We start from the raw sequence: 25,356 nt of genomic DNA, 5'->3' as shown, positions 1-25,356 counted from the left end.
CGTGTAACACAGGCGTCATAATGGGCGCTTATCTTGCCGCTCAATTGATGATAGGGCGTTAACGTCCTCAGGACCGCCAGATGAATAACGAAGTGCTTCCCCCTGTCTTGATCAAGGATGCCAAGGAGCTTCCAGAGGAGCTGGTGCAGACCCCGCCTGATCTGCCACCCGGGTCCCAGGTCGCTGTAGAGCCTGCAGCGGAGCCAGCGACGCCCACGCCGGCCCCGGCGCCGCCCATCGCCGTGCCCGGCCTGGACGATACCAGCCTGTACATTCATCGCGAACTGTCACAACTGCAGTTCAACATCCGGGTACTGGAGCAGGCGCTGGATGAAAGCTACCCGTTGCTCGAACGCCTGAAGTTCTTGCTGATTTTCTCGAGCAACCTGGACGAGTTCTTCGAGATTCGTGTGGCTGGGCTTAAGAAACAGATCAATTTCGCCCGCGAGCAGGCCGGCGCCGACGGCTTGCAGCCGCACCAGGCCCTCACGCGCATCAGCGAACTGGTGCATATCGAGGTCGATCGCCAGTACGCGATTCTCAACGATGTATTGCTGCCAGAGCTGGAAAAACACCAGATTCGATTCATTCGTCGTCGTCACTGGACACCCAAGCTCAAGACATGGGTGCGTCGCTACTTCCGCGACGAGATTGCGCCCATCATCACCCCGATCGGCCTGGACCCTACCCACCCATTCCCGTTGCTGGTGAACAAGAGCCTGAACTTCATCGTCGAGCTTGAAGGCGTCGATGCATTCGGCCGCGATTCAGGCCTGGCCATCATTCCGGCCCCGCGGCTGCTGCCACGGGTCATTCGCGTGCCTGAGGAAGTGGGTGGCACCGGTGCGAACTATGTCTTCCTTTCGTCGATGATCCACGCCCACGCAGACGACCTGTTCCAGGGCATGAAGGTCAAGGGGTGCTACCAGTTCCGCCTGACCCGCAACGCCGACCTGGCGTTGGATTCCGAGGAAGTCGACGACCTGGCCCGGGCGCTTCGTGGCGAGCTGTTTTCGCGCCGCTATGGCGATGCCGTGCGCCTGGAAGTCGCCGATACGTGCCCCAAGCACCTGTCGGACTACCTGCTCAAGCAGTTCAGCCTGAGCGAAAGCGAGCTGTACCAGGTCAACGGGCCGGTCAACCTGACGCGGTTGTTCAGCATTACCGGGCTGGACAGCCACCCCGAGCTTCAATACGTGCCGTTCACCCCGGCCATCCCGAAGTTGCTGCAGAACGCCGACAATATTTTCAGCGTGATCAGCAAGCAGGACATCCTGCTCATGCACCCCTTCGAGTCGTTCACGCCGGTCATCGACTTGTTGCGCCAGGCGGCCAAGGACCCGCACGTCCTGGCCGTACGCCAGACGCTGTACCGCTCCGGCGCCAACTCGGAAATCGTCGATGCGCTGGTCGATGCAGCGCGCAACGGCAAGGAAGTCACTGCAGTGATCGAACTGCGCGCACGCTTTGACGAGGAGTCCAACCTGCAGATGGCAAGCCGCCTGCAAGCGGCAGGCGCGGTGGTGATTTATGGCGTGGTCGGTTTCAAGACGCACGCCAAGATGATGTTGATCCTGCGCCGCGAGCAGGGCGAGATCGTACGCTATGCGCACCTGGGGACCGGCAACTACCACGCTGGCAACGCCCGTTTGTACACCGACTACAGCCTGCTCACCTCCGACGATGCGCTCACCGAGGACGTCGGCAAGCTGTTCAGCCAGTTGATCGGCATGGGCAAGACCCTGCGCATGAAGAAACTGATGCATGCGCCGTTCACCTTGAAAAAGGGCATGCTGGACATGATCGCCCGCGAAACCCAGTTCGCCTTGGACGGCAAGCCGGCGCACATCATCGCCAAATTCAACTCGCTGACCGATGCGAAGGTCATCAAGGCCTTGTACAAGGCCAGTCAATCGGGGGTGAAGATCGACCTGATCGTGCGTGGCATGTGCTGCCTGCGTCCAGGGATTCCAGGGGTTTCACATAACATCCAGGTACGCTCGATCATAGGCCGCTTCCTGGAACACACCCGTGTGTTCTATTTCCTCAATGGCGGTGAAGAGCAGATCTACCTCTCCAGTGCCGACTGGATGGAGCGCAACCTCGACAAGCGGGTCGAGACCTGCTTCCCGGTCGAGGGCAAGAAGCTGCTGTTGCGGGTGAAGAAGGAACTGGAGGCGTACCTGACCGACAACACCCACGCCTGGACCCTTCAGCCAGACGGGCGCTATGTACGCAGCAGTCCAACGGGTAACCAGAACCCGCGCAGTGCCCAGGCGACCCTGCTGGAGCGCCTGAGCAACCCGGTCCTCAACGTACGCTGAGCACGAAACCGACCCGGGCCAGCCACTCCGCCTCGTTGGCGAAGTCGGCCTGGGTCAGCTGGTTCTCTTCGAGCCAACCCTCCGGGAATACCACTTCCAGGCGGTTGTCGGCCGCCTTGAGCTCGACTTTGGGCATCTGCTGCGTGCCCCGGATATGGTGGAACAGGATGGCAAAGCGCAGCAGCACGCACAGGCGCAGCAGCTTGACCCCTTCATCCCCCAGCTCGGCATAACGGTCCTTGGGAATGTTGCGGCGGTGACCGCGCACCAGCAGGGCCATCATCTGCTGATCCTCGCGCGAGAAGCCTGCCAGGTCGGAGTGCTCGATCAGGTACGCGCCGTGCTTGTGGTAATGATAGTGGGCAATGTCCAGGCCGATCTCGTGGACCTTGGCTGCCCAACCCAGCAGGTCGCGCCAGTTGCCGTCCTGCAGGTCCCAGGCTTCGGCCACCTGGTCGAATGCATGCAGTGCCTTGCGCTCGACCCTGGCGGCCTGGCCCTGGTCGACGTGGTAGCGCTCCATCAGCGAGTTGAGGGTACGCTCGCGTACGTCCTCATGATGATGCCGTCCAAGCAGGTCGAACAGCACACCTTCACGCAGCGCACCGTCGCAGTGGTCCATGCGCTGCAGTTCCAGGGCATCGAAGATCGCTTCGAGGATGGCCAGGCCCGCCGGGAAGATGGTGCGCCGATCCGGCTTGACCCCATCGAAGTCGATCCTGTCGACTTCGCCCAGCTTGAACAGCTTGCGCTTGACCCAGGCCAACCCTTCGGCATTCACCTCACCATTGCCCAGGCCTGCGGACCGGATGGCGGCGCCAATGGCGCGAATGGTGCCAGACGAACCGATGGCTTCATCCCAGGTCAGGCGGTGCAGGGCATGCTCGATGCTCATCAGCTCAAGCCGGGCGGCCGTATACGCCTGTGCATAGCGCGCCGGGGTGATCTTGCCGTCACGGAAATAGCGCTGGGTGAAGCTGACGCAGCCCATCTGCAAGCTCTCGCGCAACAGGGGCTCGAAGCGCTGGCCAATGATGAATTCGGTGCTGCCGCCGCCGATGTCCGCCACTAGGCGCTTGCCTGGGGTATCGGCCAGCGTGTGGGAAACGCCCAGGTAGATCAGGCGGGCCTCTTCGCGGCCTGAAATGACTTCCACCGGGTGGCCAAGGATGGCTTCGGCACGCTGGATGAAGATGTTGCGGTTGCGCGCTTCACGCAAGGCGTTTGTGCCGACGATGCGCACCGAGCCTGCGGGCATGCCGTTGATCAGCTGAGCGAAGCGCTTGAGGCATTCAAGACCGCGCTCCATGGCTTCTTCACTGAGCTTGCGCTCCTCATCGATGCCGGCGGCCAGCTGTACCTTCTCGCCCTGCCGCTCGAGAATGCGGATTTCGGTGTGGTGGGCCTTGGCCACGACCATGTGGAAGCTGTTGGAGCCAAGGTCGATGGCGGCTATCAGGGACAGGTTCTTCGCGGTGGTATGCGGCATGATCTGGAAGTTCTCGGTCATTAACCTGGCAATCGTGCCACGATAGCAGGCTGGTCGCCAACGCGTGGCACCTGGCCTGCGCGGTGAGCTTGATATACGGCAATATGCCATTCGATTGGATGAAGGCGATGTGACAGTTTCGATTCGAGTGCTCTTGCACAACTATAGTTACACTCAATCGTCTGCGGCTTCCTGTCGACCGCGGGGGCGGCTATGATGGGCAACGTTTTCCGTGCTTACGACCTTGGAGATTTCCATGAGCGACAAAATCAAACACGTCACCGACGCCACCTTCGATGCCGAAGTGCTTCAGGCTCAAGGCCCGGTGTTGGTCGACTACTGGGCTGAATGGTGCGGCCCGTGCAAGATGATCGCTCCGGTTCTGGACGACATCGCCACTACGTACGAAGGCAAGCTGGTCGTCGCCAAGCTGAACATCGACGAAAACCAGGAAACCCCAGCCAAGCACGGCGTGCGTGGTATCCCGACGCTGATGCTGTTCAAGAACGGCAACGTCGAAGCCACCAAGGTCGGCGCCTTGTCCAAATCGCAGCTGGCAGCGTTCCTCGACGCCCACCTGTGATGAAAAAGCCCCGCAAATGCGGGGCTTTTCTTTTTCAGAGCACTAGACGCACAAAAAAGCAAGTGTTACATTCGGCCTCGCACTGCTTCTTCAGTGCCCTCTACATGCCGTCGCCGAAGCATCCCCAATTCGAATCAGTACGCGATCCTTTCGCCATCTAGCGGCGCGGCTTCATTAAGCCAGAAGCTTAATTCTCCCTTCTTACATGATTACGTCATTCCCCTTATGAACCTGACTGAACTCAAGCAAAAGCCGATTACCGATCTTTTGGAAATGGCCGAACAAATGGGCATCGAGAACATGGCCCGTTCGCGCAAACAGGACGTGATTTTCTCCCTGCTGAAAAAGCATGCGAAAAGCGGCGAAGAGATCTCGGGTGACGGCGTGCTGGAGATTCTCCAGGATGGCTTCGGTTTCCTGCGTTCTGCTGATGCGTCCTACCTGGCCGGCCCTGACGATATCTACGTTTCGCCGAGCCAGATCCGCCGCTTCAACCTGCGTACCGGCGACACCATCGTTGGCAAGATCCGTCCGCCGAAGGAAGGGGAGCGTTACTTCGCCCTGTTGAAGGTCGATACCATCAACTTCGATCGGCCGGAAAACGCCAAGAACAAGATCCTGTTCGAAAACCTGACGCCGCTGTTCCCCAACAAGCGCCTGAAGATGGAAGCTGGCAACGGCTCCACCGAAGACCTGACCGGCCGTGTCATCGACCTGTGCGCCCCGATCGGCAAGGGTCAGCGTGGCCTGATCGTCGCCCCACCCAAGGCGGGCAAGACCATCATGCTGCAGAACATCGCAGCCAACATCACGCGTAACAACCCTGAGTGCCACCTGATCGTTCTGCTGATCGACGAGCGCCCGGAAGAAGTGACCGAGATGCAGCGTACCGTACGCGGCGAAGTGGTTGCATCCACCTTCGACGAGCCGCCAACCCGTCACGTGCAAGTGGCCGAAATGGTCATCGAGAAGGCCAAGCGCCTGGTCGAGCACAAGAAGGACGTGGTCATCCTGCTCGACTCCATCACCCGTCTGGCACGTGCCTACAACACGGTCATTCCAAGCTCCGGCAAAGTGCTGACCGGTGGTGTCGACGCCCACGCCCTGGAAAAGCCCAAGCGCTTCTTCGGGGCCGCCCGTAACATCGAGGAAGGCGGCTCGCTGACCATCATCGCCACCGCGCTGGTCGAAACCGGTTCGAAGATGGACGAGGTGATCTACGAGGAATTCAAAGGCACCGGCAACATGGAGCTGCCCCTGGACCGTCGTATCGCTGAAAAGCGTGTGTTCCCCGCCATCAACATCAACCGTTCGGGTACTCGCCGCGAAGAGCTGCTGACCGCCGACGACGAACTGCAACGCATGTGGATCCTGCGCAAGCTGTTGCACCCGATGGACGAGATCGCTGCCATCGAGTTCCTGGTCGACAAGCTCAAGCAGACCAAGACCAACGACGAGTTCTTCCTGTCGATGAAGCGCAAGTAAGCGTTTCAGGTCTGAATCGAACGGGGCCGCTTCGCAGCCCATCGCAGTCGGTCCGGTGCCCCGGACCGGCTGCGATGGGACGCGAAGCGGCCCTGATCAGTTTTGACCATTGCACGCTGAACGGCGCTACACTCTGAACCCCCGACCGATACGGCCAACACGAGGCTCATGCATGCAGTATCGCGACTTGCGCGACTTCATTCGTGGCCTGGAACAGCGCGGCGAGCTCAAGCGCATCCAGGTCCCGATCTCCCCAGTGCTGGAAATGACCGAGGTCTGTGATCGCACCCTGCGTGCCAAAGGCCCTGCGCTGTTGTTCGAAAAGCCGACCGGCTTCGACATTCCCGTACTGGGCAACCTGTTCGGTACGCCTGAACGGGTGGCCATGGGCATGGGTGCCGAGTCGGTCGATGAGCTGCGCGAGATCGGCAAGCTGCTGGCTTTTCTCAAAGAGCCTGAGCCTCCCAAAGGGCTCAAGGACGCCTGGTCCAAGCTGCCGATCTTCAAGAAAGTGGTGTCAATGGCGCCCAAGGTGGTCAAGGACGCCGTTTGCCAGGAAGTGGTGCTCGAAGGAGAGGACGTGGACCTTGGCGCATTGCCGATCCAGCATTGCTGGCCGGGCGATGTGGCACCGCTGATCACCTGGGGCCTGACCGTAACGCGCGGTCCGAACAAGGACCGCCAGAACCTGGGTATATACCGGCAGCAGGTGATTGGTCGCAACAAAGTGATCATGCGATGGCTCAGCCACCGTGGTGGCGCCCTGGACTACCGTGAGTGGTGTGAAAAAAACCCTGGCCAGCCGTTCCCAGTGGCCGTGGCGTTGGGGGCAGACCCTGCCACTATCCTGGGTGCAGTGACCCCGGTTCCCGATACGCTTTCCGAATACGCCTTCGCGGGCCTGTTGCGGGGTAATCGCACCGAGCTGGTCAAGTGCCGCGGCAGCAATCTGCAGGTGCCGGCCACGGCCGAGATCATCCTCGAAGGGGTCATTCACCCGGGCGAGATGGCGCCTGAAGGCCCGTATGGGGACCATACCGGGTACTACAACGAAGTGGACAGTTTCCCGGTGTTCACCGTCGAGCGCATCACCCACCGGCAAAAGCCGATCTATCACAGCACCTACACCGGCCGGCCGCCGGATGAGCCGGCCATTCTCGGCGTGGCGCTGAACGAAGTGTTCGTGCCGATTCTGCAGAAACAGTTCCCGGAAATCGTCGATTTCTACCTGCCGCCGGAGGGGTGCTCCTACCGCATGGCGGTGGTGACCATGAAGAAGCAGTACCCAGGGCATGCCAAGCGCGTGATGCTGGGTGTGTGGTCGTTCCTGCGACAGTTCATGTACACCAAGTTCGTTATCGTGACCGACGACGACATCAACGCCCGCGACTGGAACGACGTGATCTGGGCCATCACCACACGCATGGACCCCAAGCGTGATACGGTGATGATCGACAACACGCCGATCGACTACCTGGATTTTGCCTCTCCGGTGTCGGGCCTGGGATCGAAAATGGGCCTGGATGCCACGCACAAGTGGCCGGGCGAAACTACACGCGAGTGGGGGCGAGTCATCGTCAAGGACGAAGCCGTCACCCGGCGTATCGATGAGCTGTGGGATCAGTTGGGAATACATTGATGCAGGTAACGTTGCAGCCGTCCGGAGCAGTGCTGACGCTAGAGCCCGGGGAACGGATCCTGGAAGGTGCGCGTCGGCTGGGTTATGACTGCCCCAACAGCTGCCGTAACGGCAACTGCCATGTCTGCGCTGCATTGCTGGTCGAAGGAAGCGTGCGCCAGAACGGAGAAGTCCGGGACCATGGCGAATTGTTCACCTGCATCGCCGAGCCGCTCGAGGATTGCATCCTGCTGTGGGACGGCGTGCTCGCCCTGGGCGAGCTGCCGGTGCGCAAGCTGACCTGCACGGTCAGTGAATGCCGTGAAGTGGGTGGCGACGTCTGGCGCGTGCGCCTGTTGGCCCCTGCGGGCAAGCCGCCGCGCTACCATGCCGGGCAGTATTTGATGATCGAACGCGAAGCGGGTAAGCCGGCCGCTTTTTCGCTGGCTTCCGCTCCCCATTCCGGACGCGAGCTTGAATTGCATGTACTGGCGCGCGAGCCCAGTGCCGTGCAGTTGATCGAGCAATTGCAGCGCGATCGCCTGGCTCGCATCGAAATGCCCTTTGGCGATACCCACCTGGCCGAACTGCCGGACGGGCCATTGGTGCTGATCGCCGCCGGTACCGGCATGGGCCAGATGCACAGCCTTGTGGAGCACTGCCGCGCTCAGGGCTTCAAGCACCCTGTTCACTTGTACTGGGGCGTACGACGCCCGGAAGACTTCTACCAGATCGAGCATTGGGATCAGTGGCTGAGTTTGCCCAACCTGTACCTGCACCAGGTGGTTAGCGACCTGTGCGGCTGGGAAGGCCGTTGCGGGATGCTGCACGAAGCGGTTTGCGAGGACATCCCCGACCTCAACAGCGTTCATGTGTACGCCAGTGGCTCGCCGAACATGATCTATGCAACGCTCGATGCACTGGTGGACGCTGGCATGGATGCGCACCGCATGCGTGCGGACGTGTTCGCCTACGCGCCTCGCGGCTGAGGAATTCCTTCGCGGTGCGTGGCGCCCCTGTGGCTGCCCGCGCCACCCCGTAAGCAGGTAACGCGCTGCACGGCCGGTCGTCGGCGCCTGACGTGAAAATCACTGCATTCACTTGTTCAGCCCCTTGCCCTGACTTAGCTTATACACCGCCTGGCGCGACTGCCGTGAATGACTTGCCTGAGGGTTCTGGTCAACGACGCAGTGACCAACGCATCAGGCTCGGTCACGTTACATGCTTTGTTAACAGGGAATCATAGCGGCAGCTTATGTCGGCGCTCGAACGGTCATCCTGGCAAGTCACATACCCCCCTTCGCTCGATTTTGGTCAGCAACTGACCCACGAGCAATTGCATCACTCCATGCAAGCCGCCATGTCCCGTCACCAGGGCGGGCCGGTGTGGCTGTTTGCCTATGGCTCTTTGATCTGGCGGCCCGAGTGCAGCGCGGTGGAGCGTCGACGTGCGCGGGTGCACGGTTACCACCGGGGCTTGTACCTGTGGTCGCACGAGCACCGTGGCACGCCCGAAACCCCAGGTTTGGTGTTTGGCCTGGATCGAGGCGGCTCGTGCAGCGGCTTTGCCTACAGGCTGGATGACGCGACACTCGATGCATCGCTGCGAGCCCTGTGGCAACGCGAAATGCCTTACCCGGCCTACCGCCCCCACTGGCTCAACTGCCGACTCGACGATGGCAGCAGGGTGCAGGCCCTGGGTTTCGTGTTGGAGCGGCACCTGCCTTGCTACGCGGGCAATCTGCCGGATAACGTGCTCAGCCACATACTGGCCAGCGCCAAAGGGCGTTATGGCACCACGCGCGATTACGTCGAGCAGACCCTTCATGCCCTGCGCAGCCACCATATGCCTGATCGCAACCTGGAAGCGCGCTTCAGGCGCTGTCACGATCTGCGCGAACGGTGATCACGCACGCGGCGGCACCACCACCAGCTTGCCGACCGCCTGGCGCTGGCCCAGCGTTTCGATGGCCGCACCGGCGTCGGCCAGGGCGTATGTCTGTGAAACGAGAGGCTTCAATTTGCCCTGCGCGTGCCAGGCAAACAGCTGCTTGAAGTTGGCCGCGTTATCGTCGGGTTGGCGCTGGGCAAACGCGCCCCAGAAGACGCCCAGTACCGCCGCCCCCTTGAGCAGCACAAGGTTGGCTGCCAATTGGGGAATGGTGCCGCTGGCAAAACCCACTACCAACAACCTACCGTTCCACGCCAGGCCCCTCACGGCGTGCTCGAAAAGTTCGCCGCCTACCGGATCGTAAATCACATCCACACCTTTGCCATCGGTCAGGCGCTTGATGGCCTCGCGCAGATTGTCCTGGCTGTAGTCGATCAGGTCATCGGCCCCGGCGGCACGGGCCACCGCGAGCTTTTGCGCACTGCTGGCAGCCGCGATGACCCGCGCCCCCATGGCCTTGCCGATCTCGACCGCCGCCAGGCCCACCCCGCCGGACGCGCCCAATACCAGCAAAGTCTCGCCAGTTTGCAATCGACCGCGCTGGCGCAAGGCGTGCATCGAGGTGCCGTAGGTCATGCCGAATGCGGCGGCGGTAATGAAGTCCATGCCGGCTGGCACGGCCATTACGTTGGCGGCGGGCACTGCCACTTGCTCGGCAAAAGCACCCCAGCCGGTCAGTGCCATGACCCGGTCACCCACCTTGAAGCCGCTCACCTTGTCGCCGACGGCTGCGACCGTGCCCGCGGCCTCGCCACCCGGTGAGAAGGGCAAGGACGGCTGAAACTGGTATTTACCTTCTATGATCAGGGTATCGGGAAAGTTGACCCCAGCCGCCTGCACGTTCAACAGCACTTCGTTGGGCTTGGGCGTTGGGCTGGGCACGTCTTCCAGGACCAGGTCGCGGGCCGGGCCCAGGTGCTTGCATAGCAGCGCTTTCATCGTGGCCTATTCCTTTGCGGGTAATGGCCGATAAGTGTAGGAGGGCCGCCAGTCGGGTCAACGAGCATGGCTTGTCCTGATGGGCCGGCATAAGCCCAGGCTTGGGTTTGAACGATGTGCTGGTTAAGCTGGCGCCACCTGAATAGAGGAGCGATTTCGTGAAAGCGTGGATATTGATGGTGTTGGCACTGGTGTTACCCGCCGCAGCCGTGGCCGAGGAGGGCAAGGAGGGTGCGCCCAAGGTGGCCTATATCACGCTGACGCCGCCGTTCGTGGGCAACTATGCGCTCGATGGTGGTCCGCGCTTGCGGGTGTTCAAGGCGGACGTCGCATTGCGAGTGACCGGGGATGAGGCCGCCAAGGCGGTACAGCACCATGAACCACTGATCCGCAATCAGCTCGTCGCACTGTTCACTCAACAGACCGTGGACAGCATGAGCAATGTGGAGGCCAAGGAGCATTTACGTCAGGAGGCCCTAAAGCAGGTTCAGCAGGTGATGGAGACCGAAGAGGGCAAGCCGATCGTCGAGGACCTGCTGTTCAACAACCTGATCGTCCAGTGAGCGGCTGACCCGGTTTTCGGTCAGCCACTGATGGCTGGTGTTCAAGGGAATGTCGGAGCAGGGCAGGTGCCTCAAACCATCGCCAGGATGGCCGTCCACTGCTCGGCCGTGACCGGCATGACCGATAGGCGACTGCCTTTTTGTACCAGCGCCAGCTCGGCCAGGGCTGGCTGTTGTTTCAACCAGCCCAGCTCAAGCACGCGTGGCAGGGTCCGCACGTGGGCCACGTCTACCGCACTCCACGGGTTCTTGTCGGGCGTGGCCTTGGCATCGTGATAAGGGCTCTGCGGGTCCAGCGCAGTGGGGTCCGGATAGGCTGCGCGGATGACCTTGGCAATGCCGGCGATGCCGGGTTGAGGGCAGCTGGAATGGTAGAAGAAGAACGTGTCCCCCTCGCTCATCGCACGCATAAAGTTGCGCGCCTGGTAATTGCGTACACCGTCCCAACGAGCTTCGCCAAGGTGAGCCAGGCCTTCAATCGACAGTTCGTCGGGCTCGGACTTCATCAGCCAATAGGCCATGTTGTTTGCTCCAGAAATGCTTTGAAATAACTCGTTCCATCAAACCGACGGCCGGTTGACGTCAACGTTTGCGTGGTGGCTCAGGTTGTCGGAGAATGCGCCCCGTTTGAGGTGCGATGCTCAGGTACTACCCAGAAGTCGCCGAGCACTGAACAGTTTGCCTGGGGGGCAATCGTCGATGAATCAACGTAAAAAGCCGGACCTGCTGTGGGTCCTGGTGTTCATCTTTGGCTTGGGTGTGGTTACCACCGGTTATGCGCAGGGGATCTGGGAGCGCAAGCTGGATAACGCCTACCAGATGCCATACGAAGCTGGTCAGGCGCAACGCTGACCCTTCCCGGCACCGCTTAGCGCGGTGCCACGTACCAGTGACGATCCGAGACCGTTCCCTGCAAAGGCACGTCCCAACTGGCCTGTGCTAGCCGCTCGACCTTCTGGCACTCATGCGCCAAGCCTAGCAGCCGTGGTTTTTTCCAGGTCTGCCGACGGGCCAGGTAAGCCAGGCTGCGATCATAGAAGCCACCGCCCATGCCCAGTCGCCCTCCCGCGTCGTCGAAGCCCACCAGGGGCAGCAGAATCAGGTCCAGTGCCCACACCGGGCGTTGACGCCTGCGGTCGGTGGCCGGCTCAGGGATTCGGAAACGGTTAGGCGTGAGCTTCTCGCCCTTCTCGAATCGCTGAAACACCATGCGGGTGCGTGGCCATGCATGCAGCACCGGCAAGTACGTGCGCTTGCCGCGACGCTGCGCCTCGCGCAGCAACAATGCAGGGTCGATTTCGCCGTCGTTGGGCAGGTACAAGGCGATATGCCTGGCCTTGCGAAAGAGTGGATGCTGTGCCAGCAGACGGTACAGGCCTGCAGCGGCCTGACGCTGCTGGGCGGGCGTGAGCGCCCGGCGCGCGTTGCGCAAGTGCCTGCGAAGTTGAGGGCGGGTGAGCGTCGCGGTGTCGGTCATGGCACGGGCGATCCGAGAAGTGCTGGCCATTGCTGTCGGCCAAAACGACTTGCCCGCCGAGTGGCGGGCAAAGGAATTCGGGCTCCCCGATAAGACCGCTATCGGTGTAGCCCTTGAACCCGAAAGTTCAAGGTGGAGATTGCAGGGGACATTAAGGCTTTCCGTCGAGCGGACATGCACACCTGCCCCAGCGTGCAACCCCCGTGGTTGTGCGTATCGGCTCAGGGACATAACCGACTGGCGCATCCACCAGGGAGTGGCGCCAGTATAACAACCTCAGTTTTTTTTGGTACCCGTCTCGTCGGACAGCGCCTGGTCGACCCGGTCCAGCAAATCGCGCACCTGCTCGCGCGTGGCCCCGCCGGCCGGAGCCGCGCTGCGGTCTTCCTGGCGATGGAGCATCTCGTGGGTAATGTTCAACGCCGCCATGACCGCGATGCGGTCGGCACCGATCACCTTGCCGCTGCTGCGAATCTCGCGCATCTTGCTGTCCAGGTAGTGAGCTGCACTGACCAGGTTGTTGCGCTCTTCGGGCGGGCAGATGATCGAGTATTCCTTGTCGAGGATCTGCACGGTGACGCTATTGCTTGAACTCATGAGTCTTGCTCCAGGGCCTTGAGACGCAAGATCATCGACTCGACCTTGCGCCTGGCGATCTCGTTCTTTTCGATGAGGTGGGCGCGCTCTTCGCGCCAGGACTTTTCCTGAGCTACTAGGAGTGCATTTTGCCGTTTAAGTTGCTCGACACGCTCGATCAGCAGCTCGAATCGGCTCATCAGGGCCTGCAGGTCGTTCTCTTGCGTGGGTTGCACTCGATTCGCTCCGTCATTGACTCATCTTGCGATGATGCCTCTCCCTGGGCCGTGACTGCCAGTGCCGATGGTCTTGGCGCGCCTGCCGGTGCTAGGATACAAGGCCTTCATTCTAGTCATTGCGCCCTCCGGCGCCTAGCAGCCCATGCCCAATACTCAATCGCCCTACGTTGCTTTCGCCATGTTGCTTTCCAGCAATGGCCACCCTGTCACACCCGCCGAACTGCACGGCCTGCTCATCGGCCGCAGCTGTGCGGGTGCCGGCTTCGATGCCGACGGCTGGCTGGCCGATGCGGCCCAGTTGCTGGAAACCGAACCGCAAGACGCTGTGCGCAATGCCCTGATCGGCCTGCAGGAAATGGTCAAGGGCGAGCTTACCAGCGACGACATGGCGATCGTGCTGCTGCTGCCGTCCGACGATGCTGCGCTGACCGATCGCGCCACCGCCCTGGGGCAGTGGTGCCAAGGCTTCATCACAGGCTTCGGCCTGAACGCCGGTGGCAAAGACCTGTCCATCGAGGCCAAGGAAGTGCTCCAGGACCTGGTGGCCATCTCCCAGGTGCAGGAAGCGCTGGAAGAATCCGAGGACGGCGAAAGCGATTACATGGAAGTGATGGAATACCTGCGCGTCGCGCCGTTGCTGCTGTTTTCCGAACTGGCCAAGCCCGCAGCGCCTGCGCCCAAGCCTTCTCTGCACTGAACGACGGGGTAGTCTGCCCATGAGCCGCATTCCCAAGGCCGAATATGCCCGCCGGCGCAAGGCGCTGATGGCGCAGATGGTTCCCAACAGCATTGCCATCCTGCCTGCCGCCGCCGTTGCCATCCGCAACCGTGATGTGGAGCACGTGTATCGCCAGGACAGCGACTTTCAATACCTCAGTGGTTTTCCCGAGCCCGAGGCGGTCATTGCGTTGATACCCGGCCGTGAGCATGGCGAATACGTGATGTTCTGCCGCGAGCGCAATCCTGAACGCGAGTTGTGGGACGGCTTGCGGGCCGGTCAGGAAGGTGCGGTGCGCGACTTCGGTGCTGACGACGCGTTTCCCATCGCCGACATTGACGAGATCCTGCCGGGCCTGATTGAAGGCCGCGAACGCGTCTACAGCGCCATGGGCAGCAATCCCGAGTTCGATCGCCGGCTGATGGACTGGATCAACGTGATCCGCTCCAAGGCCCGCCTCGGTGCGCAGCCCCCGAACGAATTCGTTGCCCTGGATCACCTGCTGCACGACATGCGCCTGTATAAATCGGCGGCGGAAGTGAAAGTGATGCGCACGGCCGCCGAGATATCTGCCAAAGCCCATGTACGGGCGATGCAGGCTTGCCGCCCGGGCCTTCATGAGTACAGCCTGGAAGCCGAACTCGATTACGCCTTCCGCCAGGGCGGGGCAAAAATGCCGGCGTACGGGTCGATCGTCGCCGCAGGGCGCAATGGTTGCATCCTGCACTACCAGCAGAACGACGCGCCGCTCAAGGAGGGCGACCTGGTCCTGATCGACGCGGGCTGCGAAATCGATTGCTATGCCAGTGACATCACCCGCACCTTTCCCGTCAGCGGGCGGTTTTCACCGGAGCAGAAGGCGATCTATGAGCTGGTTCTCAGCGCCCAGGCAGCGGCGTTTGCCGAAATCGCCCCGGGCAAGCACTGGAACCATGCCCATGAAGCCACCGTGCGGGTGATCACCGAAGGGCTGGTTGAGCTGGGTCTGCTCAAGGGCGACGTGCAGGCGTTGATCGAGAGCGAGGCGTACCGGGCGTTCTACATGCACCGTGCCGGCCATTGGCTGGGCATGGATGTGCATGACGTGGGCGATTACAAGGTGGGCGGTGAGTGGCGGGTGCTCGAGCCAGGCATGGCCTTGACCGTCGAGCCCGGCATCTACATAGCAGCCGACAATGAAAGCGTGGCCAAGAAATGGCGCGGCATCGGCATTCGGATCGAGGATGATGTGGTGGTCACCAGGCAAGGCTGTGAAATCCTGACATCGGGCGTTCCCCGCACCGTCGCCGAGATCGAGGCGTTGATGCACGACGCGCGTCAGGCCAGCCTATGACCCAGGTGAATCTCGCGATCATCGGCGGCGGGCTGGTTGGGGCTAGCTTGGCGCTGACCCTGCAGGCAGGGGCCAAGGCGCGTGGTTGGAAAATCCTTCTCATTGAGCCCTTCGCCCCCGGCGACAGCTTCCAGCCTAGCTACGATGCGCGTTCTTCGGCGCTGTCGTTCGGGACCCGCCAGATCTACGATCGACTGGGCTTGTGGCCTGCCATCGAGCGGCGTGCCGAATCGATCGCCCAGATTCACGTGTCGGACCGGGGGCGCTTCGGTGCCACCCGCCTGGACGCGAGGGAAGAAGGCGTTCCGGCATTGGGCTACGTGGTCGAGAATGCCTGGCTTGGGCAATGCCTGTGGCAGGGCCTGGACAGCGATGTGGTCAGTTGGCGCTGCCCGGCCGAAGTGACGTCGATGCAGGCTATCGAGGGCGGTTACCGCCTGCGCCTCAATGACGACACGCACATTGACTGCGACCTGGCGGTGCTGGCCGATGGTGGCCGCTCGGGCCTGCGTGAGCAACTGGGTATTCATGTCTGCCACACCCCTTACGAACAAAGCGCGTTGATCGCCAACATCACCCCCGGCGAGCCTCATCGTGGACAGGCCTTCGAACGCTTCACCGAAGCGGGTCCCATGGCTTTGCTGCCGTTACCGGAAAACCGCTGCGCGCTGGTCTGGACACGGCAGGGCATGGATGCGCAGCGCCTGGCTGACATGGATGAGCGCAGTTTCCTGCGTGAATTGCAGGGCATCTTCGGTTACCGCCTGGGCACCCTTCGGCAGGTAGGCGTACGGCATCTGTACCCGCTGTCGCTAATCGAGGCGCAGGAGCAGATCCGTCCCCACCTGGTCGTGCTAGGTAACGCTGCGCACAGCCTGCACCCCATCGCGGGGCAGGGATTCAACCTGTCACTGCGGGATGTGCAGTCCCTTGCCGAGGCGCTGCTTGCAGGGCCGCAACGGCCAGGTGACCTTGCGACCTTGCAGGCTTATGGCAAGCGCCAGCGCCTGGATCAAACGCTGACCATCGGGTTTTCCGATCAGGTGACGCGGCTGTTCGGCAGCGGCCAGCCTTTGCTCGCCGCAGGCCGTAACCTGGGTTTGCTGGGCCTTGACCTGCTGCCACCGGCCAAAAGCTGGTTCGCCCGTCAGGCCATGGGCCTGGGTACGCGTTCCGATGTACGGGGCAAGGCATGAGCAACCCACGCAAACTGGCCCGGCGTGCGCGCGTCCTGCGCTGGATGCTGAACCTGTATCCGCCTTACCTGGGCGCCGGTATCCGTGTGCAGCACATCAGCCCTGACATGCGCAGCATCCGGGTGGCGATGAAGCTTACCCGCTGGAACCGCAACTACGTGGGCACCCAGTTCGGTGGCAGCCTCTACGCCATGGTCGACCCGTTCTACATGCTCTTGCTCATCGAACGGCTGGGGCGCGACTACATCGTCTGGGACAAGGCCGCCAGCATCGATTTCATCACCCCTGGCAAGGGCCCTGTGTATGCCGAGTTCCATGTCGATGACGCGCTGCTGGACGATATCCGCCAGCAGACCGCCACCGGCAAGAAATGCCTGCCCCGTTTGCAGGTCGATATCCGCGACGGCGCTGGTGAACTGGTGGCGCGGGTCGATAAAACCCTATACGTGCGGCTCAAGCCGCAAGCGAGGCTGGCGTAAGGCATGGAAACACGCGCAGATGTTCTGATCGTAGGTGCTGGTATGGTCGGCAGCGCGCTGGCGCTCGCCTTGCGCCATAGCGGTCTGCAGGTGCTGCTGCTCGATGGCGGCCCCCTGGCAGTCAGGCCGTTCGACGCCAAGGCGCCGTTCGAGCCCAGGGTCAGTGCGTTGTCCGCGGCTAGCCAGCGTATTCTCGACCGCCTGGGCGCTTGGGAGGGCATTGCACGGCGGCGCGCGACGCCCTATTCCGATATGCAGGTTTGGGATGGCAGTGGCACTGGGCAGATTCACTTTTCCGCTACCAGCGTGCATGCGCAGGTGCTGGGCCATATCGTCGAGAACAAAGTGGTGCAGGATGCCTTGCTCGAACGCCTGCATGACAGCGACATCGGCCTGTTGCCCAATGCGCGCATGGAACAGCTGCGCCATTCCGGCGATGACTGGCTGATGACGCTGCACGACGGCCGGCAGCTGCGCGCACCGCTGGTCGTGGCTGCCGACGGTGCTCATTCTGCGGTTCGCCGCCTGGCTGGGTGTGAAACGCGCGAGTGGGATTACTTGCACCACGCCATCGTCACCAGCGTGCGTTGCGCCCAAAATCACCAGGCCACCGCCTGGCAACGCTTCACCGACGATGGCCCGCTCGCCTTCCTCCCTTTGACCCGAGACGGCAAGCAGGACTGGTGCTCGATCGTGTGGTCAACCACGCCGGCCGAGGCCGAGCGGCTGATGGCGCTGGATGAGCCAGCCTTCCTCGGGGCGCTGGAGCGTGCATTCGAAGGCCGCCTCGGAACGGTGCTGCAAGCTGACCCGCGGCTGTGCGTACCCCTGCGCCAGCGGCATGCCAAGCGATACGTGGAAGCCGGCCTTGCGTTGATCGGTGATGCGGCCCACACCATTCATCCGCTGGCAGGGCAGGGGGTGAACCTGGGGTTCCTTGACGCGGCGGTACTGGCCGAAGTCCTGATGGACGCCTGCAAGCGGGGGGAAAGGCTGGCCGATGTCAAGGTGCTGAGCCGCTATGAGCGTCGACGCATGCCGCACAACCTGGCGCTGATGGCAGCCATGGAAGGGTTCGAGCGGCTGTTCCAGGCCGACAAGTTGCCGCTGCGCTGGCTGCGCAACAGTGGCTTGAAGCTGGTCGAGCAGTTGCCGGAGGCAAAAGCCGTGTTCGTGCGCCAGGCATTAGGCTTGAGTGGCGACTTGCCGGATCTTGCCAAGGCGTGAAGGCTGCCCTTGGCCTGCTGTCTGGTACGGATGCGGGGCGGACCCTGGCACATTGCAACATCCAGTAACGGCAATGGGGGTGAGGGTTCAAATGGGATTCACTACCATCTGCGCCTCTCTAATCGATCGAGGAGCGCCTTCCATGTTGCCACGCAAGTCCCTACTGGCCGCCCTGGCCCTGAGCGTTGTCGGTGGTACCGTGCAGGCAGCTGACGAGGTCGTGGTCTACTCCTCGCGTATCGACGAGCTGATCAAGCCAGTGTTCGACGCCTACACGGCCGAGACCGGGGTCAAGGTCAAGTTCATCACCGACAAGGAAGCCCCCCTGATGCAGCGCATCAAGGCCGAGGGCGAGCACGGTGTGGCGGATCTTCTGCTCACCGTCGACGCAGGCAACCTGTGGCAGGCTGAGCAGATGGGCATCCTGCAGCCGATCCGATCCGAGATCATCGAGCGCAACATCCCGCCTCAATACCGTGCCTCGTCCCACGACTGGACCGGCCTGAGCCTGAGGGCGCGCACAATCATCTACTCCACCGAACGGGTCAAGCCGGCCGAGCTCAGCACCTATGAAGCCCTGGCCGACAAGCAGTGGGAAGGTCGGCTGTGCCTGCGCACGGCGAAGAAGGTGTACAACCAGTCCCTGACCGCCACCCTGATCGAAAGCCATGGTGAGGCGAAGGCCGAGCAGATCGTCAAGGGCTGGGTCAATAACCTCTCCACCGACGTGTTCTCGGATGACAACGCCGTGATCCAGGCTGTCGAGGCGGGTCAGTGCGACGTGGGCGTGGTGAACACCTACTATTACGGCCGGCTGCACAAGCAGAACCCCAACCTGCCGGTGAAGATCTTCTGGCCCAACCAGCAAGACCGTGGCGTGCACGTAAACCTCTCCGGTATCGGCCTGACCAAGCATGCGCCTCATCCTGAGGCCGCAACGAAGCTGGTCGAATGGATGACCGGTGAACAGGCGCAGAAGTTGTTCGCCGACCTCAATCAGGAATTTCCGGCCAACCCCCAGGTCAAGCCCTCGGACGAAGTCGCCGCGTGGGGCGACTTCAAGGCCGACAGCATTGCGGTGGAAGTGGCCGGCAAGCGGCAGGCCGAAGCCATCCGCCTGATGGACCGTGCTGGCTGGAACTGAGCGGCGCTCCCTGCCCGAGAGGCCTGCCAAGGCCTCTTCGTGGGTCCAGCAGCGACCCGTCATCGAGACATAACGTGCCCTACACCCACCGTCGTCGCTGGTACCTCCCCGTCACCCTGATCGCCGGCCTCGTGCTGCTGCCCCTGAGCGTGCTGCTGTTGTCGTGGCAGTCGATCGACCTGCAGATCTGGTCACACCTGCTCGAAACGCAGATGGGGCGCTTGCTGGGCAACACCGTTACCTTGGTGTTGGGGGTTGGTCTGGGTGTCACCTTGCTCGGTGTCAGCCTGGCCTGGCTCACCAGCCTGTGCGAATTTCCGGGCCGTCGCTGGCTGGATTGGGCGCTGATGTTGCCGTTCGCCATTCCGGCGTACGTCCTGGCCTTCGTCTTTGTAGGTTTGCTGGACTTCGCCGGCCCGGTGCAGAGTGCCCTGCGCGAGGCTTTCGGGCCTATGCGCCTGCCACGGGTGCGCTCTACCGGCGGCGTGATCATCGTGCTGGTGCTGGTCTTCTATCCGTATGTCTACCTGCTGGCACGCACAGCATTCCTTGCCCAGGGCAAAGGGTTGATGGAGGCCGCCCGGGTGTTGGGGCTCTCGCCCTGGCAGGCATTCTGGCGGGTGGCCCTGCCCATGGCCCGACCCGCCATCGGGGCGGGCATCGCCTTGGCCCTGATGGAAACCCTCGCCGACTTCGGCGCCGTGGCGGTCTTCAACTTCGACACGTTCACGACCGCCATCTACAAGACCTGGTATGGCTTCTTCAGCCTCTCCAGCGCTGCGCAATTGGCCAGTTTGCTGTTGCTGGCCGTCATGCTGGTGCTGTACGGCGAGCGCCGTGCGCGGGGCGCCAACCACAGCGCCAGTGAACGCCCCAGAGGTCAGGCGCTGTACCGACTGCAGGGTGGCAAGGCCCTGCTGGCCAGCGGCTGGTGCCTGTTGGTCTTCGCCTGCGCATTCGTCATCCCTTTGCTGCAACTGCTGGTGTGGTTCTGGCAGCGCGGGCGCCACGATCTGGATGAGCGCTACATTGGCCTGGTGCTTCATACCCTATACCTGGGCGGCGTTGCAGCGCTGGTGACGGTCTGCGTGGCGCTGCTACTGGCCTTTGCCCGGCGCCAGGCGCCCATGCCGGGCATTCGCGTCGGTGTAGGGCTCGCCAACCTGGGCTATGCCTTGCCCGGCTCGGTACTGGCGGTGTCGATCATGCTGGCCTTCAGTTACCTGGACAGCCAGGTCGTCGCGCCGCTGTCCAGCTGGCTGGGAGGCGCGGGCAGGCCATTGCTGCTAGGCAGCCTTGCAGCATTGCTGCTGGCCTATGTGATTCGTTTCATCGCCGTGGCCTACGGCCCGCTGGAGAGCAGCCTGGAACGGATTCGTCCCTCGTTGGCGCAGGCATCGCGCAGCCTGGGTGTGGGCGGGGTGCGGCTGTTCATCAAGGTGTACTTGCCGCTGCTGCTGCCAGGCGCACTGAGCGCGGCGTTGCTGGTGTTTGTCGATGTGCTCAAGGAGATGCCGGCTACCCTGCTGATGCGTCCTTTTGGCTGGGATACGCTGGCGGTACGGGTGTTCGAGATGACCAGCGAGGGTGAATGGGCGCGGGCGTCGCTGCCGGCATTGACGCTGGTGGTGGTCGGGCTGCTGCCGGTCATTGGCCTGATACGCCGCTCGGCGCGCAGGCCAGGCCATTCCTGCTAAGGGTGTCAGCTTGCGCCCTTGCCGCTACAATGCGCGGCACTCGCGCAGCAGGCAATCAAAACAACGCTGTTCACACAGCTGAAGGCCATGAGCCTTCCACTGCTGCCGCTTCGCCACGCCCGGAAGGAGAAACCCATGGGACAGCGCACGCTTTTGTACGACCTGCATCTGGCGCTTGGCGCCAAGACGGTCGATTTCGGTGGCTGGGACATGCCGCTGCACTATGGCTCGCAGGTCGATGAGCACCATCAGGTGCGCAGTGACTGTGGGGTCTTCGACGTGTCCCACATGACCGTCATTGATATCCGGGGCGATACGGCCACGGCTTGGTTGCAGCGGCTGCTGGCCAATGATGTCGCCCGGCTCGATCAGGTTGGCAAGGCACTCTACAGCCCGATGCTGCATGAGCAGGGCGGGGTGATCGATGACTTGATCGCCTACCGCACGGCGACCGGTTACCGGCTGGTCACCAACGCTGCCACCCGAGCCCGGGTGCTGGAGTGGCTGGACCAGCAGCGTGATGGGCTTGCCGTCGACGTTCAGGTTCGTCCGGACCTCGCCATTCTTGCCGTTCAGGGCCCGAACGCGCGCGAGAAGGTAGCTGCTTTGGTCAGTGCCGCGCGGGCCGCTCTGATACGCACGCTACGCCCCTTCGAAGGCGTGATGGACGGGGACTGGTTCATCGCGCGCACCGGCTATACCGGCGAAGATGGCCTGGAGATGATCTTTCCGGGTGACCAGGCCGTGACCTTTTTCAACGATCTGGTCGGCGCCGGTATCGCGCCCAGCGGCTTGGGGGCTCGCGACACGTTGCGGCTCGAAGCCGGCATGCACCTTTACGGGCAGGACATCGACGAGCAGCACACGCCGTTATCGTGCAACCTGGGCTGGAGCATCGCCTGGGAGCCGGCAAGCCGAAACTTCATCGGCCGCGCGGCGCTGTTGGCGGAAATCGAGCGGGGCGTACAGGAAAAGCTCGTGGGTTTGGTACTGGAGGAGCGTGGTGTGCTGCGCGCCCACCAGGTGGTCCGTGTGGCGGGGATTGGCGAAGGGGAGATCACCAGTGGTAGTTTCTCACCTACGCTGAGCAAGTCCATTGCCCTGGCACGCGTGCCCATGGCCACGGGCGACCGGGCCGAAGTGGAAATTCGTGGCAAGTGGTACCCGGTGCGCGTGGTCAGGCCGACTTTCGTGCGCCACGGCAAGATCCTGATCTGATCCATCATCAAACGGCGGGCGTACCGCTGAGCCAATCGAGGAATTCAAGACATGAGCAATATCCCCGCCGAACTTCGTTTTGCCGAAAGCCATGAGTGGGCCCGCCTGGAAGCCGACGGTACCGTCACGGTAGGCATCAGTGACCATGCGCAGGAAGCGCTAGGTGACGTGGTATTCGTCGAGCTGGCCGAAGTGGGCAAGGTGTTTGCCGCAGGCGACGCGGCCGGTGTCGTGGAGTCGGTCAAGGCCGCGTCCGACATCTACGCCCCGGTCGGTGGCGAAGTGATCGCCGTCAACGAGGCGTTGGCCGACAGCCCTGAACAACTGAACGAGCAGCCCTACGACGCATGGATCTTCAAGCTCAAGCCGAGCAGCCAGGCTGATCTGGATAAACTGCTGGATGCGGCTGGCTACAAGGCCGCCATTGGCGAGTAAGCCGTCCTTGCGTCACCGGCAGAAAGCACTCGCAGCCAGGGGTTGAAGACCTCCTGGCGCGAGTTAGCCGGCGTTGAGGCCGGCGCTGTACCGATCAGTCGGCTACTGCATGCTTGGCCAGAATGGCATTGGCCAGCTCCATGTCAGACGCGTGAAGCCCTGGATGTTCCGCACGCACTTGCTTGATTGCCGACTCCAGGAATGGCCCACGGATAGCGCCTTCACTGGCTACGAAGCTGCCAGCATCATCCTGCGCTGCCATCACCAACTTGTGGTCACGCGAGGTCAGGTAGGTCGAGCCGGTGGTTGCACCGGAAGAGATCACATTACGCCAGAAGGAATCGGCCATGGCCGAGCCCACAGGCAGCGCGAGCAGGGCTGCGGCAGCGATGGCAGTGTTGAGACGCATGATGAGACACCTCGAAGGTGAGGGTTGAAGATGTGCGGTTGGATGCTCGCGAACCTGCCAAGTTCCTGGGCCTGCCGCTTCTGATCAGCTGCATGCACGCAGTACTTCGTCAGCCAGGGTTTGCCCACACGCAACCTTGGCCTCGCCGCAGCGGCGCAGGTCCACAAGGCCATCTGCCTGGGCCTGGCGTCGCAATTGCGCAAGGTCCGTATGAGGGCCGATCAGGGCACGTAGGTTGTCGCTGGGTTCGAGTAATTCGAACAAGCCGGTACGCCCATGAAAACCCGTGCCGCGGCACGTTCTGCAGCTGGCTGCGTCGCGCCCCTGGCACTGGCTGCACAGCGTGCGCACAAGCCGCTGGGCCATCACCGCAATCAATGTCGCTTTGATCAAGTAATCAGCCACACCCAGTTCTTGCAGGCGGAGGATTGCGGCGCAGGCGTCGTTGGTGTGCAGGGTAGACAGCACCAGGTGCCCGGTAAGGGCGGCCTGCACGGCCACCCGTGCGGTGTCGGGGTCCCGTATTTCGCCAATCATGATGATGTCCGGATCCTGGCGCAGCATGGCGCGCACGCCGTTGGCAAAGCCCAGGTCCAGGGCCGGCTGCACCTGAAACTGGTTGAACCCGGGTTCGAGTCGTTCGATGGGGTCCTCGATGGTGCACAGGTTGACCTGCGGAGTGGCCAATAGCTTGAGGCTGGCGTACAGCGTGCTGGTCTTGCCTGAGCCCGTAGGCCCTGTGACCAGGATGATGCCCTGGCGCCGTTGCAGCAGGCCTTGCCATTGACCCAATTGCTGCCCCTGAAGACCGAGCCGATCAAAGCTCTCGTGCAGCTGCTGCGGGTCGAACAGGCGCAATACCAGCTTTTCACCAAAGGCAGTGGGCAGGGTCGACAAACGTAGCTCCACCTCGCTCCCGTTTGGCAGGCGGCTTTGCAGTCGGCCATCCTGAGGCCTGCGCTTTTCCGCGACATCCATGCGCCCAAGGTGCTTCAGGCGGCTGATCAAGGCCACTGCGACTGCGGCGGGGAAAACATAGACGGTGTGCAACAGGCCATCGATGCGATAGCGCAAGTGGCCCTGGTCGCGGCGTGGCTCCAGATGGATGTCGCTGGCGCGCTGGTCGATCGCGTAGTGCAGCAGCCAGTCGACGATATGCACGATGTGCGCGTCATCCGCGTTGGCCTGCAAGTGGCGCTTGCCCAGCTCCAGCCACTGCTCGAGTTCGCCGAAGCGGTTCGATTGCTGGTGGTGCGCGCCCTTGACCGACTGCGCCAGGCGCTGGAAGGGTTCGCCGGCCTGACGCATCTGCACAGGGCTTGCGAGCACTCGCCGCACGGTTCGTCCAAGGCTCAGGGCCAGATCGGCCTGCCAACGGCACTGATAGGGCTGTGCGCTGGCCACGGTGACGCTCGCCGCGTCAGCTGCCACGATGAGAATGCCGTGGCTCTGCGCAAAGGCTGGGGACACCAGCTCAGCCACCTGCTGCAGGTCGATTTGCAGCGGATCGATACGCAGATAGGGCAGGCCCGTCTTGGCAGCCAGCCACTGGCAAAGCCGATCCAAGTCCAGTACCTGCCCCGGGTGGAGGCGGTCGGTAAGGTTGCAGGCGGCCACCTGCTCCAGCGGATGATCGCCAGGGTGATCGGCGGCATGCTCCAGTACACGCACGCTATCGCTGGCGTGCAGGCGCTGGTCGATGAGCAAGGCTTCGAGCACCCGGTGCAGGTCGAGTGCCAAGGTATCGGGGTTATGCATGAAGGCGTCCGTGCCTGACCAAGAAGACGTGATCAAGGCTAGTTCAGCCTCTGCCAAAGCCGAATCGAAAAGATGTCAGGGTTTTGCCTGAAGGCTATTCATGCTCATGTCAAAGCGTTGGCCAGTGCGCCGCTAGGCGTGCACTACTGAGAGCTCCACACGGTGTTGCGGGGCCAAGTGCACGTCAGCCACACACACCATGTTGCGCAATTTCTGAGCGATCACTTCGGCACGGTGCCAGCTCAGGCCGCCAATACCGATGTCGAGGGTCAGCCAGTCATCCTGTTGAGTGACCTGGACGCTATGCGGTGTGAGCATTTGCAAGGCGAACTGATTGAGTACCCGGCACAAGCTGTCGGGCTCGGCTTCGGCCCGCAAGCGGTACAGCACAGTGGTGTGAGCATTGCTGTTGGCCCATACATCGGCACGCGGCAGTGAGTTCATGCGTCATCCTCTTTGAGTGCAGAAAGTTTTGCATGCCCGGGCCGGTATTATTTC

General features: G+C 62.3%; 26 protein-coding genes and 1 other RNA gene. 17 read left to right on the top strand and 10 right to left on the bottom strand.

All coding sequences use genetic code 11. The features are described 5' to 3' along the window. Positions 1–80: 80 nt before the first annotated feature. Positions 81–2,324 (top strand): polyphosphate kinase 1, encoded by a 2,244-nt coding sequence (ppk1, locus tag CWR53_RS21810; protein WP_058602818.1) that lies wholly within the window; start codon positions 81–83, stop codon positions 2,322–2,324. Here the strand turns inward: ppk1 and ppx are convergent. Continuing rightward, the gene (gene ppx, locus CWR53_RS21805; protein WP_100852694.1) at positions 2,311–3,813 is read right to left on the bottom strand and encodes an exopolyphosphatase; all 1,503 of its coding nucleotides are present in this window, start codon (positions 3,811–3,813) and stop codon (positions 2,311–2,313) included. The two genes, ppk1 and ppx, sit on opposite strands and share 14 nt — an antisense overlap. 256 nt (positions 3,814–4,069) lie before the next feature. Between ppx and trxA the strand changes: the two genes are divergently transcribed. The 5 genes from trxA (at position 4,070) to CWR53_RS21780 (ending at position 9,405) form a co-directional block, all read left to right on the top strand. After that, positions 4,070–4,396: a thioredoxin TrxA gene (gene trxA, locus CWR53_RS21800; protein WP_058602819.1), complete on the top strand. Its 327-nt coding sequence runs from the start codon at positions 4,070–4,072 to the stop codon at positions 4,394–4,396. 225 nt (positions 4,397–4,621) lie between these two features. Beyond that, entirely contained in the window at positions 4,622–5,881 is a 1,260-nt protein-coding gene (gene rho, locus CWR53_RS21795; protein ID WP_023532437.1) for a transcription termination factor Rho, read from the top strand. Between the two features lie 172 nt (positions 5,882–6,053). Further along, positions 6,054–7,520 carry a 4-hydroxy-3-polyprenylbenzoate decarboxylase gene (ubiD, locus tag CWR53_RS21790; RefSeq protein WP_100852473.1) on the top strand — a complete coding sequence of 489 codons (1,467 nt, stop codon included), beginning with the start codon at positions 6,054–6,056 and terminating at the stop codon, positions 7,518–7,520. Then, the gene (locus CWR53_RS21785; protein ID WP_058602820.1) at positions 7,520–8,488 is read left to right on the top strand and encodes a CDP-6-deoxy-delta-3,4-glucoseen reductase; all 969 of its coding nucleotides are present in this window, start codon (positions 7,520–7,522) and stop codon (positions 8,486–8,488) included. The genes ubiD and CWR53_RS21785 overlap by 1 nt, the downstream gene beginning before the upstream one ends. A 266-nt stretch (positions 8,489–8,754) precedes the next feature. After that, the gene (locus CWR53_RS21780; RefSeq protein ID WP_058602821.1) at positions 8,755–9,405 is read left to right on the top strand and encodes a gamma-glutamylcyclotransferase; all 651 of its coding nucleotides are present in this window, start codon (positions 8,755–8,757) and stop codon (positions 9,403–9,405) included. Here CWR53_RS21780 and CWR53_RS21775 read toward each other — a convergent pair whose 3' ends face one another. Continuing rightward, positions 9,406–10,389, bottom strand: coding sequence for an NADPH:quinone oxidoreductase family protein (locus CWR53_RS21775; RefSeq protein WP_100852472.1), 984 nt, complete (start codon positions 10,387–10,389; stop codon positions 9,406–9,408). It lies immediately after the preceding gene. A 158-nt stretch (positions 10,390–10,547) separates the two neighbouring features. Here CWR53_RS21775 and CWR53_RS21770 point away from each other — a divergent pair, with 158 nt between their 5' ends. Next, complete coding sequence (locus tag CWR53_RS21770) at positions 10,548–10,952, top strand: flagellar basal body-associated protein FliL (protein ID WP_058638192.1); 405 nt, start codon at positions 10,548–10,550, stop codon at positions 10,950–10,952. A 71-nt stretch (positions 10,953–11,023) separates the two neighbouring features. Here CWR53_RS21770 and CWR53_RS21765 read toward each other — a convergent pair whose 3' ends face one another. Then, positions 11,024–11,473, bottom strand: a complete 450-nt coding sequence (locus CWR53_RS21765; protein ID WP_058638191.1) for an EVE domain-containing protein — start codon at positions 11,471–11,473, stop codon at positions 11,024–11,026. Between the two features lie 178 nt (positions 11,474–11,651). Between CWR53_RS21765 and CWR53_RS23055 the strand changes: the two genes are divergently transcribed. Beyond that, on the top strand, positions 11,652–11,804 hold the full coding sequence (locus tag CWR53_RS23055) for a hypothetical protein (RefSeq protein ID WP_023532702.1): 153 nt from the start codon (positions 11,652–11,654) through the stop codon (positions 11,802–11,804). Between the two features lie 16 nt (positions 11,805–11,820). Here the strand turns inward: CWR53_RS23055 and CWR53_RS21760 are convergent, their stop codons facing one another. The 4 genes from CWR53_RS21760 to CWR53_RS21745 form a co-directional block, all read right to left on the bottom strand. Then, positions 11,821–12,429, bottom strand: coding sequence for a 5-formyltetrahydrofolate cyclo-ligase (locus CWR53_RS21760; RefSeq protein WP_058602825.1), 609 nt, complete (start codon positions 12,427–12,429; stop codon positions 11,821–11,823). 79 nt (positions 12,430–12,508) lie between these two features. Continuing rightward, positions 12,509–12,688, bottom strand: a non-coding RNA gene (ssrS, locus tag CWR53_RS21755) — 6S RNA. Between the two features lie 17 nt (positions 12,689–12,705). Next, entirely contained in the window at positions 12,706–13,026 is a 321-nt protein-coding gene (locus tag CWR53_RS21750; RefSeq protein WP_023532287.1) for a cell division protein ZapA, read from the bottom strand. Next, positions 13,023–13,205 (bottom strand): TIGR02449 family protein, encoded by a 183-nt coding sequence (locus CWR53_RS21745; RefSeq protein ID WP_033693939.1) that lies wholly within the window; start codon positions 13,203–13,205, stop codon positions 13,023–13,025. Before CWR53_RS21745 ends, CWR53_RS21750 begins: the two co-directional genes overlap by 4 nt. A 181-nt stretch (positions 13,206–13,386) precedes the next feature. Between CWR53_RS21745 and CWR53_RS21740 the strand changes: the two genes are divergently transcribed. From CWR53_RS21740 to gcvH, 9 genes are all read left to right on the top strand, one after another. Then, positions 13,387–13,941 carry a YecA family protein gene (locus tag CWR53_RS21740; protein ID WP_027913422.1) on the top strand — a complete coding sequence of 185 codons (555 nt, stop codon included), beginning with the start codon at positions 13,387–13,389 and terminating at the stop codon, positions 13,939–13,941. Between the two features lie 19 nt (positions 13,942–13,960). Continuing rightward, positions 13,961–15,295: a Xaa-Pro aminopeptidase gene (gene pepP / locus CWR53_RS21735; RefSeq protein WP_058602826.1), complete on the top strand. Its 1,335-nt coding sequence runs from the start codon at positions 13,961–13,963 to the stop codon at positions 15,293–15,295. After that, positions 15,292–16,491, top strand: a complete 1,200-nt coding sequence (gene ubiH, locus CWR53_RS21730; protein WP_058602827.1) for a 2-octaprenyl-6-methoxyphenyl hydroxylase — start codon at positions 15,292–15,294, stop codon at positions 16,489–16,491. Before pepP ends, ubiH begins: the two co-directional genes overlap by 4 nt. Further along, positions 16,488–16,970, top strand: coding sequence for a DUF4442 domain-containing protein (locus CWR53_RS21725; RefSeq protein WP_027913425.1), 483 nt, complete (start codon positions 16,488–16,490; stop codon positions 16,968–16,970). The genes ubiH and CWR53_RS21725 overlap by 4 nt, the downstream gene beginning before the upstream one ends. A gap of 3 nt (positions 16,971–16,973) precedes the next feature. Next, positions 16,974–18,197 (top strand): 2-octaprenyl-3-methyl-6-methoxy-1,4-benzoquinol hydroxylase, encoded by a 1,224-nt coding sequence (locus tag CWR53_RS21720; protein WP_100852471.1) that lies wholly within the window; start codon positions 16,974–16,976, stop codon positions 18,195–18,197. A 142-nt stretch (positions 18,198–18,339) separates the two neighbouring features. Further along, complete coding sequence (locus CWR53_RS21715) at positions 18,340–19,341, top strand: extracellular solute-binding protein (protein WP_058602829.1); 1,002 nt, start codon at positions 18,340–18,342, stop codon at positions 19,339–19,341. A 74-nt stretch (positions 19,342–19,415) separates the two neighbouring features. Then, entirely contained in the window at positions 19,416–21,038 is a 1,623-nt protein-coding gene (locus CWR53_RS21710) for an iron ABC transporter permease (protein ID WP_058602830.1), read from the top strand. Positions 21,039–21,173: 135 nt separating this feature from the next. Beyond that, positions 21,174–22,256 carry a glycine cleavage system aminomethyltransferase GcvT gene (gene gcvT, locus CWR53_RS21705; protein ID WP_100852470.1) on the top strand — a complete coding sequence of 361 codons (1,083 nt, stop codon included), beginning with the start codon at positions 21,174–21,176 and terminating at the stop codon, positions 22,254–22,256. A gap of 51 nt (positions 22,257–22,307) precedes the next feature. Next, positions 22,308–22,691 (top strand): glycine cleavage system protein GcvH, encoded by a 384-nt coding sequence (gene gcvH, locus CWR53_RS21700; RefSeq protein ID WP_100852469.1) that lies wholly within the window; start codon positions 22,308–22,310, stop codon positions 22,689–22,691. Between the two features lie 94 nt (positions 22,692–22,785). On the opposite strand, the gene CWR53_RS21695 is transcribed toward gcvH, so the two are convergent. From CWR53_RS21695 to CWR53_RS21685, 3 genes are all read right to left on the bottom strand, one after another. Beyond that, complete coding sequence (locus tag CWR53_RS21695; RefSeq protein WP_058602833.1) at positions 22,786–23,100, bottom strand: DUF2388 domain-containing protein; 315 nt, start codon at positions 23,098–23,100, stop codon at positions 22,786–22,788. Between the two features lie 84 nt (positions 23,101–23,184). Continuing rightward, positions 23,185–24,858, bottom strand: a complete 1,674-nt coding sequence (locus CWR53_RS21690) for a GspE/PulE family protein (RefSeq protein ID WP_100852468.1) — start codon at positions 24,856–24,858, stop codon at positions 23,185–23,187. Between the two features lie 132 nt (positions 24,859–24,990). After that, positions 24,991–25,302 (bottom strand): hypothetical protein, encoded by a 312-nt coding sequence (locus CWR53_RS21685; protein ID WP_058602835.1) that lies wholly within the window; start codon positions 25,300–25,302, stop codon positions 24,991–24,993. Positions 25,303–25,356: the final 54 nt, after the last annotated feature.

This window comes from Pseudomonas sp. SGAir0191 (assembly GCF_002812565.2).
Lineage (GTDB): Bacteria > Pseudomonadota > Gammaproteobacteria > Pseudomonadales > Pseudomonadaceae > Aquipseudomonas > Aquipseudomonas parafulva_B.
The sequence above is the reverse complement of the archived record's forward strand: the minus strand, read 5'-3'. Positions and strand labels throughout refer to the sequence as shown.

Coding starts and splice junctions, on each gene's coding strand:
- gcvH (WP_100852469.1), top strand. CDS start 22,308: ATGAGCAATATCCCCGCCGAACTTCGTTTTGCCGAAAGCCATGAGTGG.
- CWR53_RS21775 (WP_100852472.1), bottom strand. CDS start 10,389: ATGAAAGCGCTGCTATGCAAGCACCTGGGCCCGGCCCGCGACCTGGTC.
- gcvT (WP_100852470.1), top strand. CDS start 21,174: ATGGGACAGCGCACGCTTTTGTACGACCTGCATCTGGCGCTTGGCGCC.
- CWR53_RS23055 (WP_023532702.1), top strand. CDS start 11,652: ATGAATCAACGTAAAAAGCCGGACCTGCTGTGGGTCCTGGTGTTCATC.
- trxA (WP_058602819.1), top strand. CDS start 4,070: ATGAGCGACAAAATCAAACACGTCACCGACGCCACCTTCGATGCCGAA.
- ppk1 (WP_058602818.1), top strand. CDS start 81: ATGAATAACGAAGTGCTTCCCCCTGTCTTGATCAAGGATGCCAAGGAG.
- CWR53_RS21765 (WP_058638191.1), bottom strand. CDS start 11,473: ATGGCCTATTGGCTGATGAAGTCCGAGCCCGACGAACTGTCGATTGAA.
- pepP (WP_058602826.1), top strand. CDS start 13,961: ATGAGCCGCATTCCCAAGGCCGAATATGCCCGCCGGCGCAAGGCGCTG.
- CWR53_RS21760 (WP_058602825.1), bottom strand. CDS start 12,429: ATGACCGACACCGCGACGCTCACCCGCCCTCAACTTCGCAGGCACTTG.
- CWR53_RS21715 (WP_058602829.1), top strand. CDS start 18,340: ATGTTGCCACGCAAGTCCCTACTGGCCGCCCTGGCCCTGAGCGTTGTC.
- CWR53_RS21685 (WP_058602835.1), bottom strand. CDS start 25,302: ATGAACTCACTGCCGCGTGCCGATGTATGGGCCAACAGCAATGCTCAC.
- ubiD (WP_100852473.1), top strand. CDS start 6,054: ATGCAGTATCGCGACTTGCGCGACTTCATTCGTGGCCTGGAACAGCGC.
- rho (WP_023532437.1), top strand. CDS start 4,622: ATGAACCTGACTGAACTCAAGCAAAAGCCGATTACCGATCTTTTGGAA.
- CWR53_RS21740 (WP_027913422.1), top strand. CDS start 13,387: ATGCCCAATACTCAATCGCCCTACGTTGCTTTCGCCATGTTGCTTTCC.
- CWR53_RS21780 (WP_058602821.1), top strand. CDS start 8,755: ATGTCGGCGCTCGAACGGTCATCCTGGCAAGTCACATACCCCCCTTCG.
- CWR53_RS21695 (WP_058602833.1), bottom strand. CDS start 23,100: ATGCGTCTCAACACTGCCATCGCTGCCGCAGCCCTGCTCGCGCTGCCT.
- CWR53_RS21745 (WP_033693939.1), bottom strand. CDS start 13,205: ATGAGCCGATTCGAGCTGCTGATCGAGCGTGTCGAGCAACTTAAACGG.
- ppx (WP_100852694.1), bottom strand. CDS start 3,813: ATGCCGCATACCACCGCGAAGAACCTGTCCCTGATAGCCGCCATCGAC.
- CWR53_RS21725 (WP_027913425.1), top strand. CDS start 16,488: ATGAGCAACCCACGCAAACTGGCCCGGCGTGCGCGCGTCCTGCGCTGG.
- CWR53_RS21785 (WP_058602820.1), top strand. CDS start 7,520: ATGCAGGTAACGTTGCAGCCGTCCGGAGCAGTGCTGACGCTAGAGCCC.
- CWR53_RS21690 (WP_100852468.1), bottom strand. CDS start 24,858: ATGCATAACCCCGATACCTTGGCACTCGACCTGCACCGGGTGCTCGAA.
- CWR53_RS21750 (WP_023532287.1), bottom strand. CDS start 13,026: ATGAGTTCAAGCAATAGCGTCACCGTGCAGATCCTCGACAAGGAATAC.
- ubiH (WP_058602827.1), top strand. CDS start 15,292: ATGACCCAGGTGAATCTCGCGATCATCGGCGGCGGGCTGGTTGGGGCT.
- CWR53_RS21720 (WP_100852471.1), top strand. CDS start 16,974: ATGGAAACACGCGCAGATGTTCTGATCGTAGGTGCTGGTATGGTCGGC.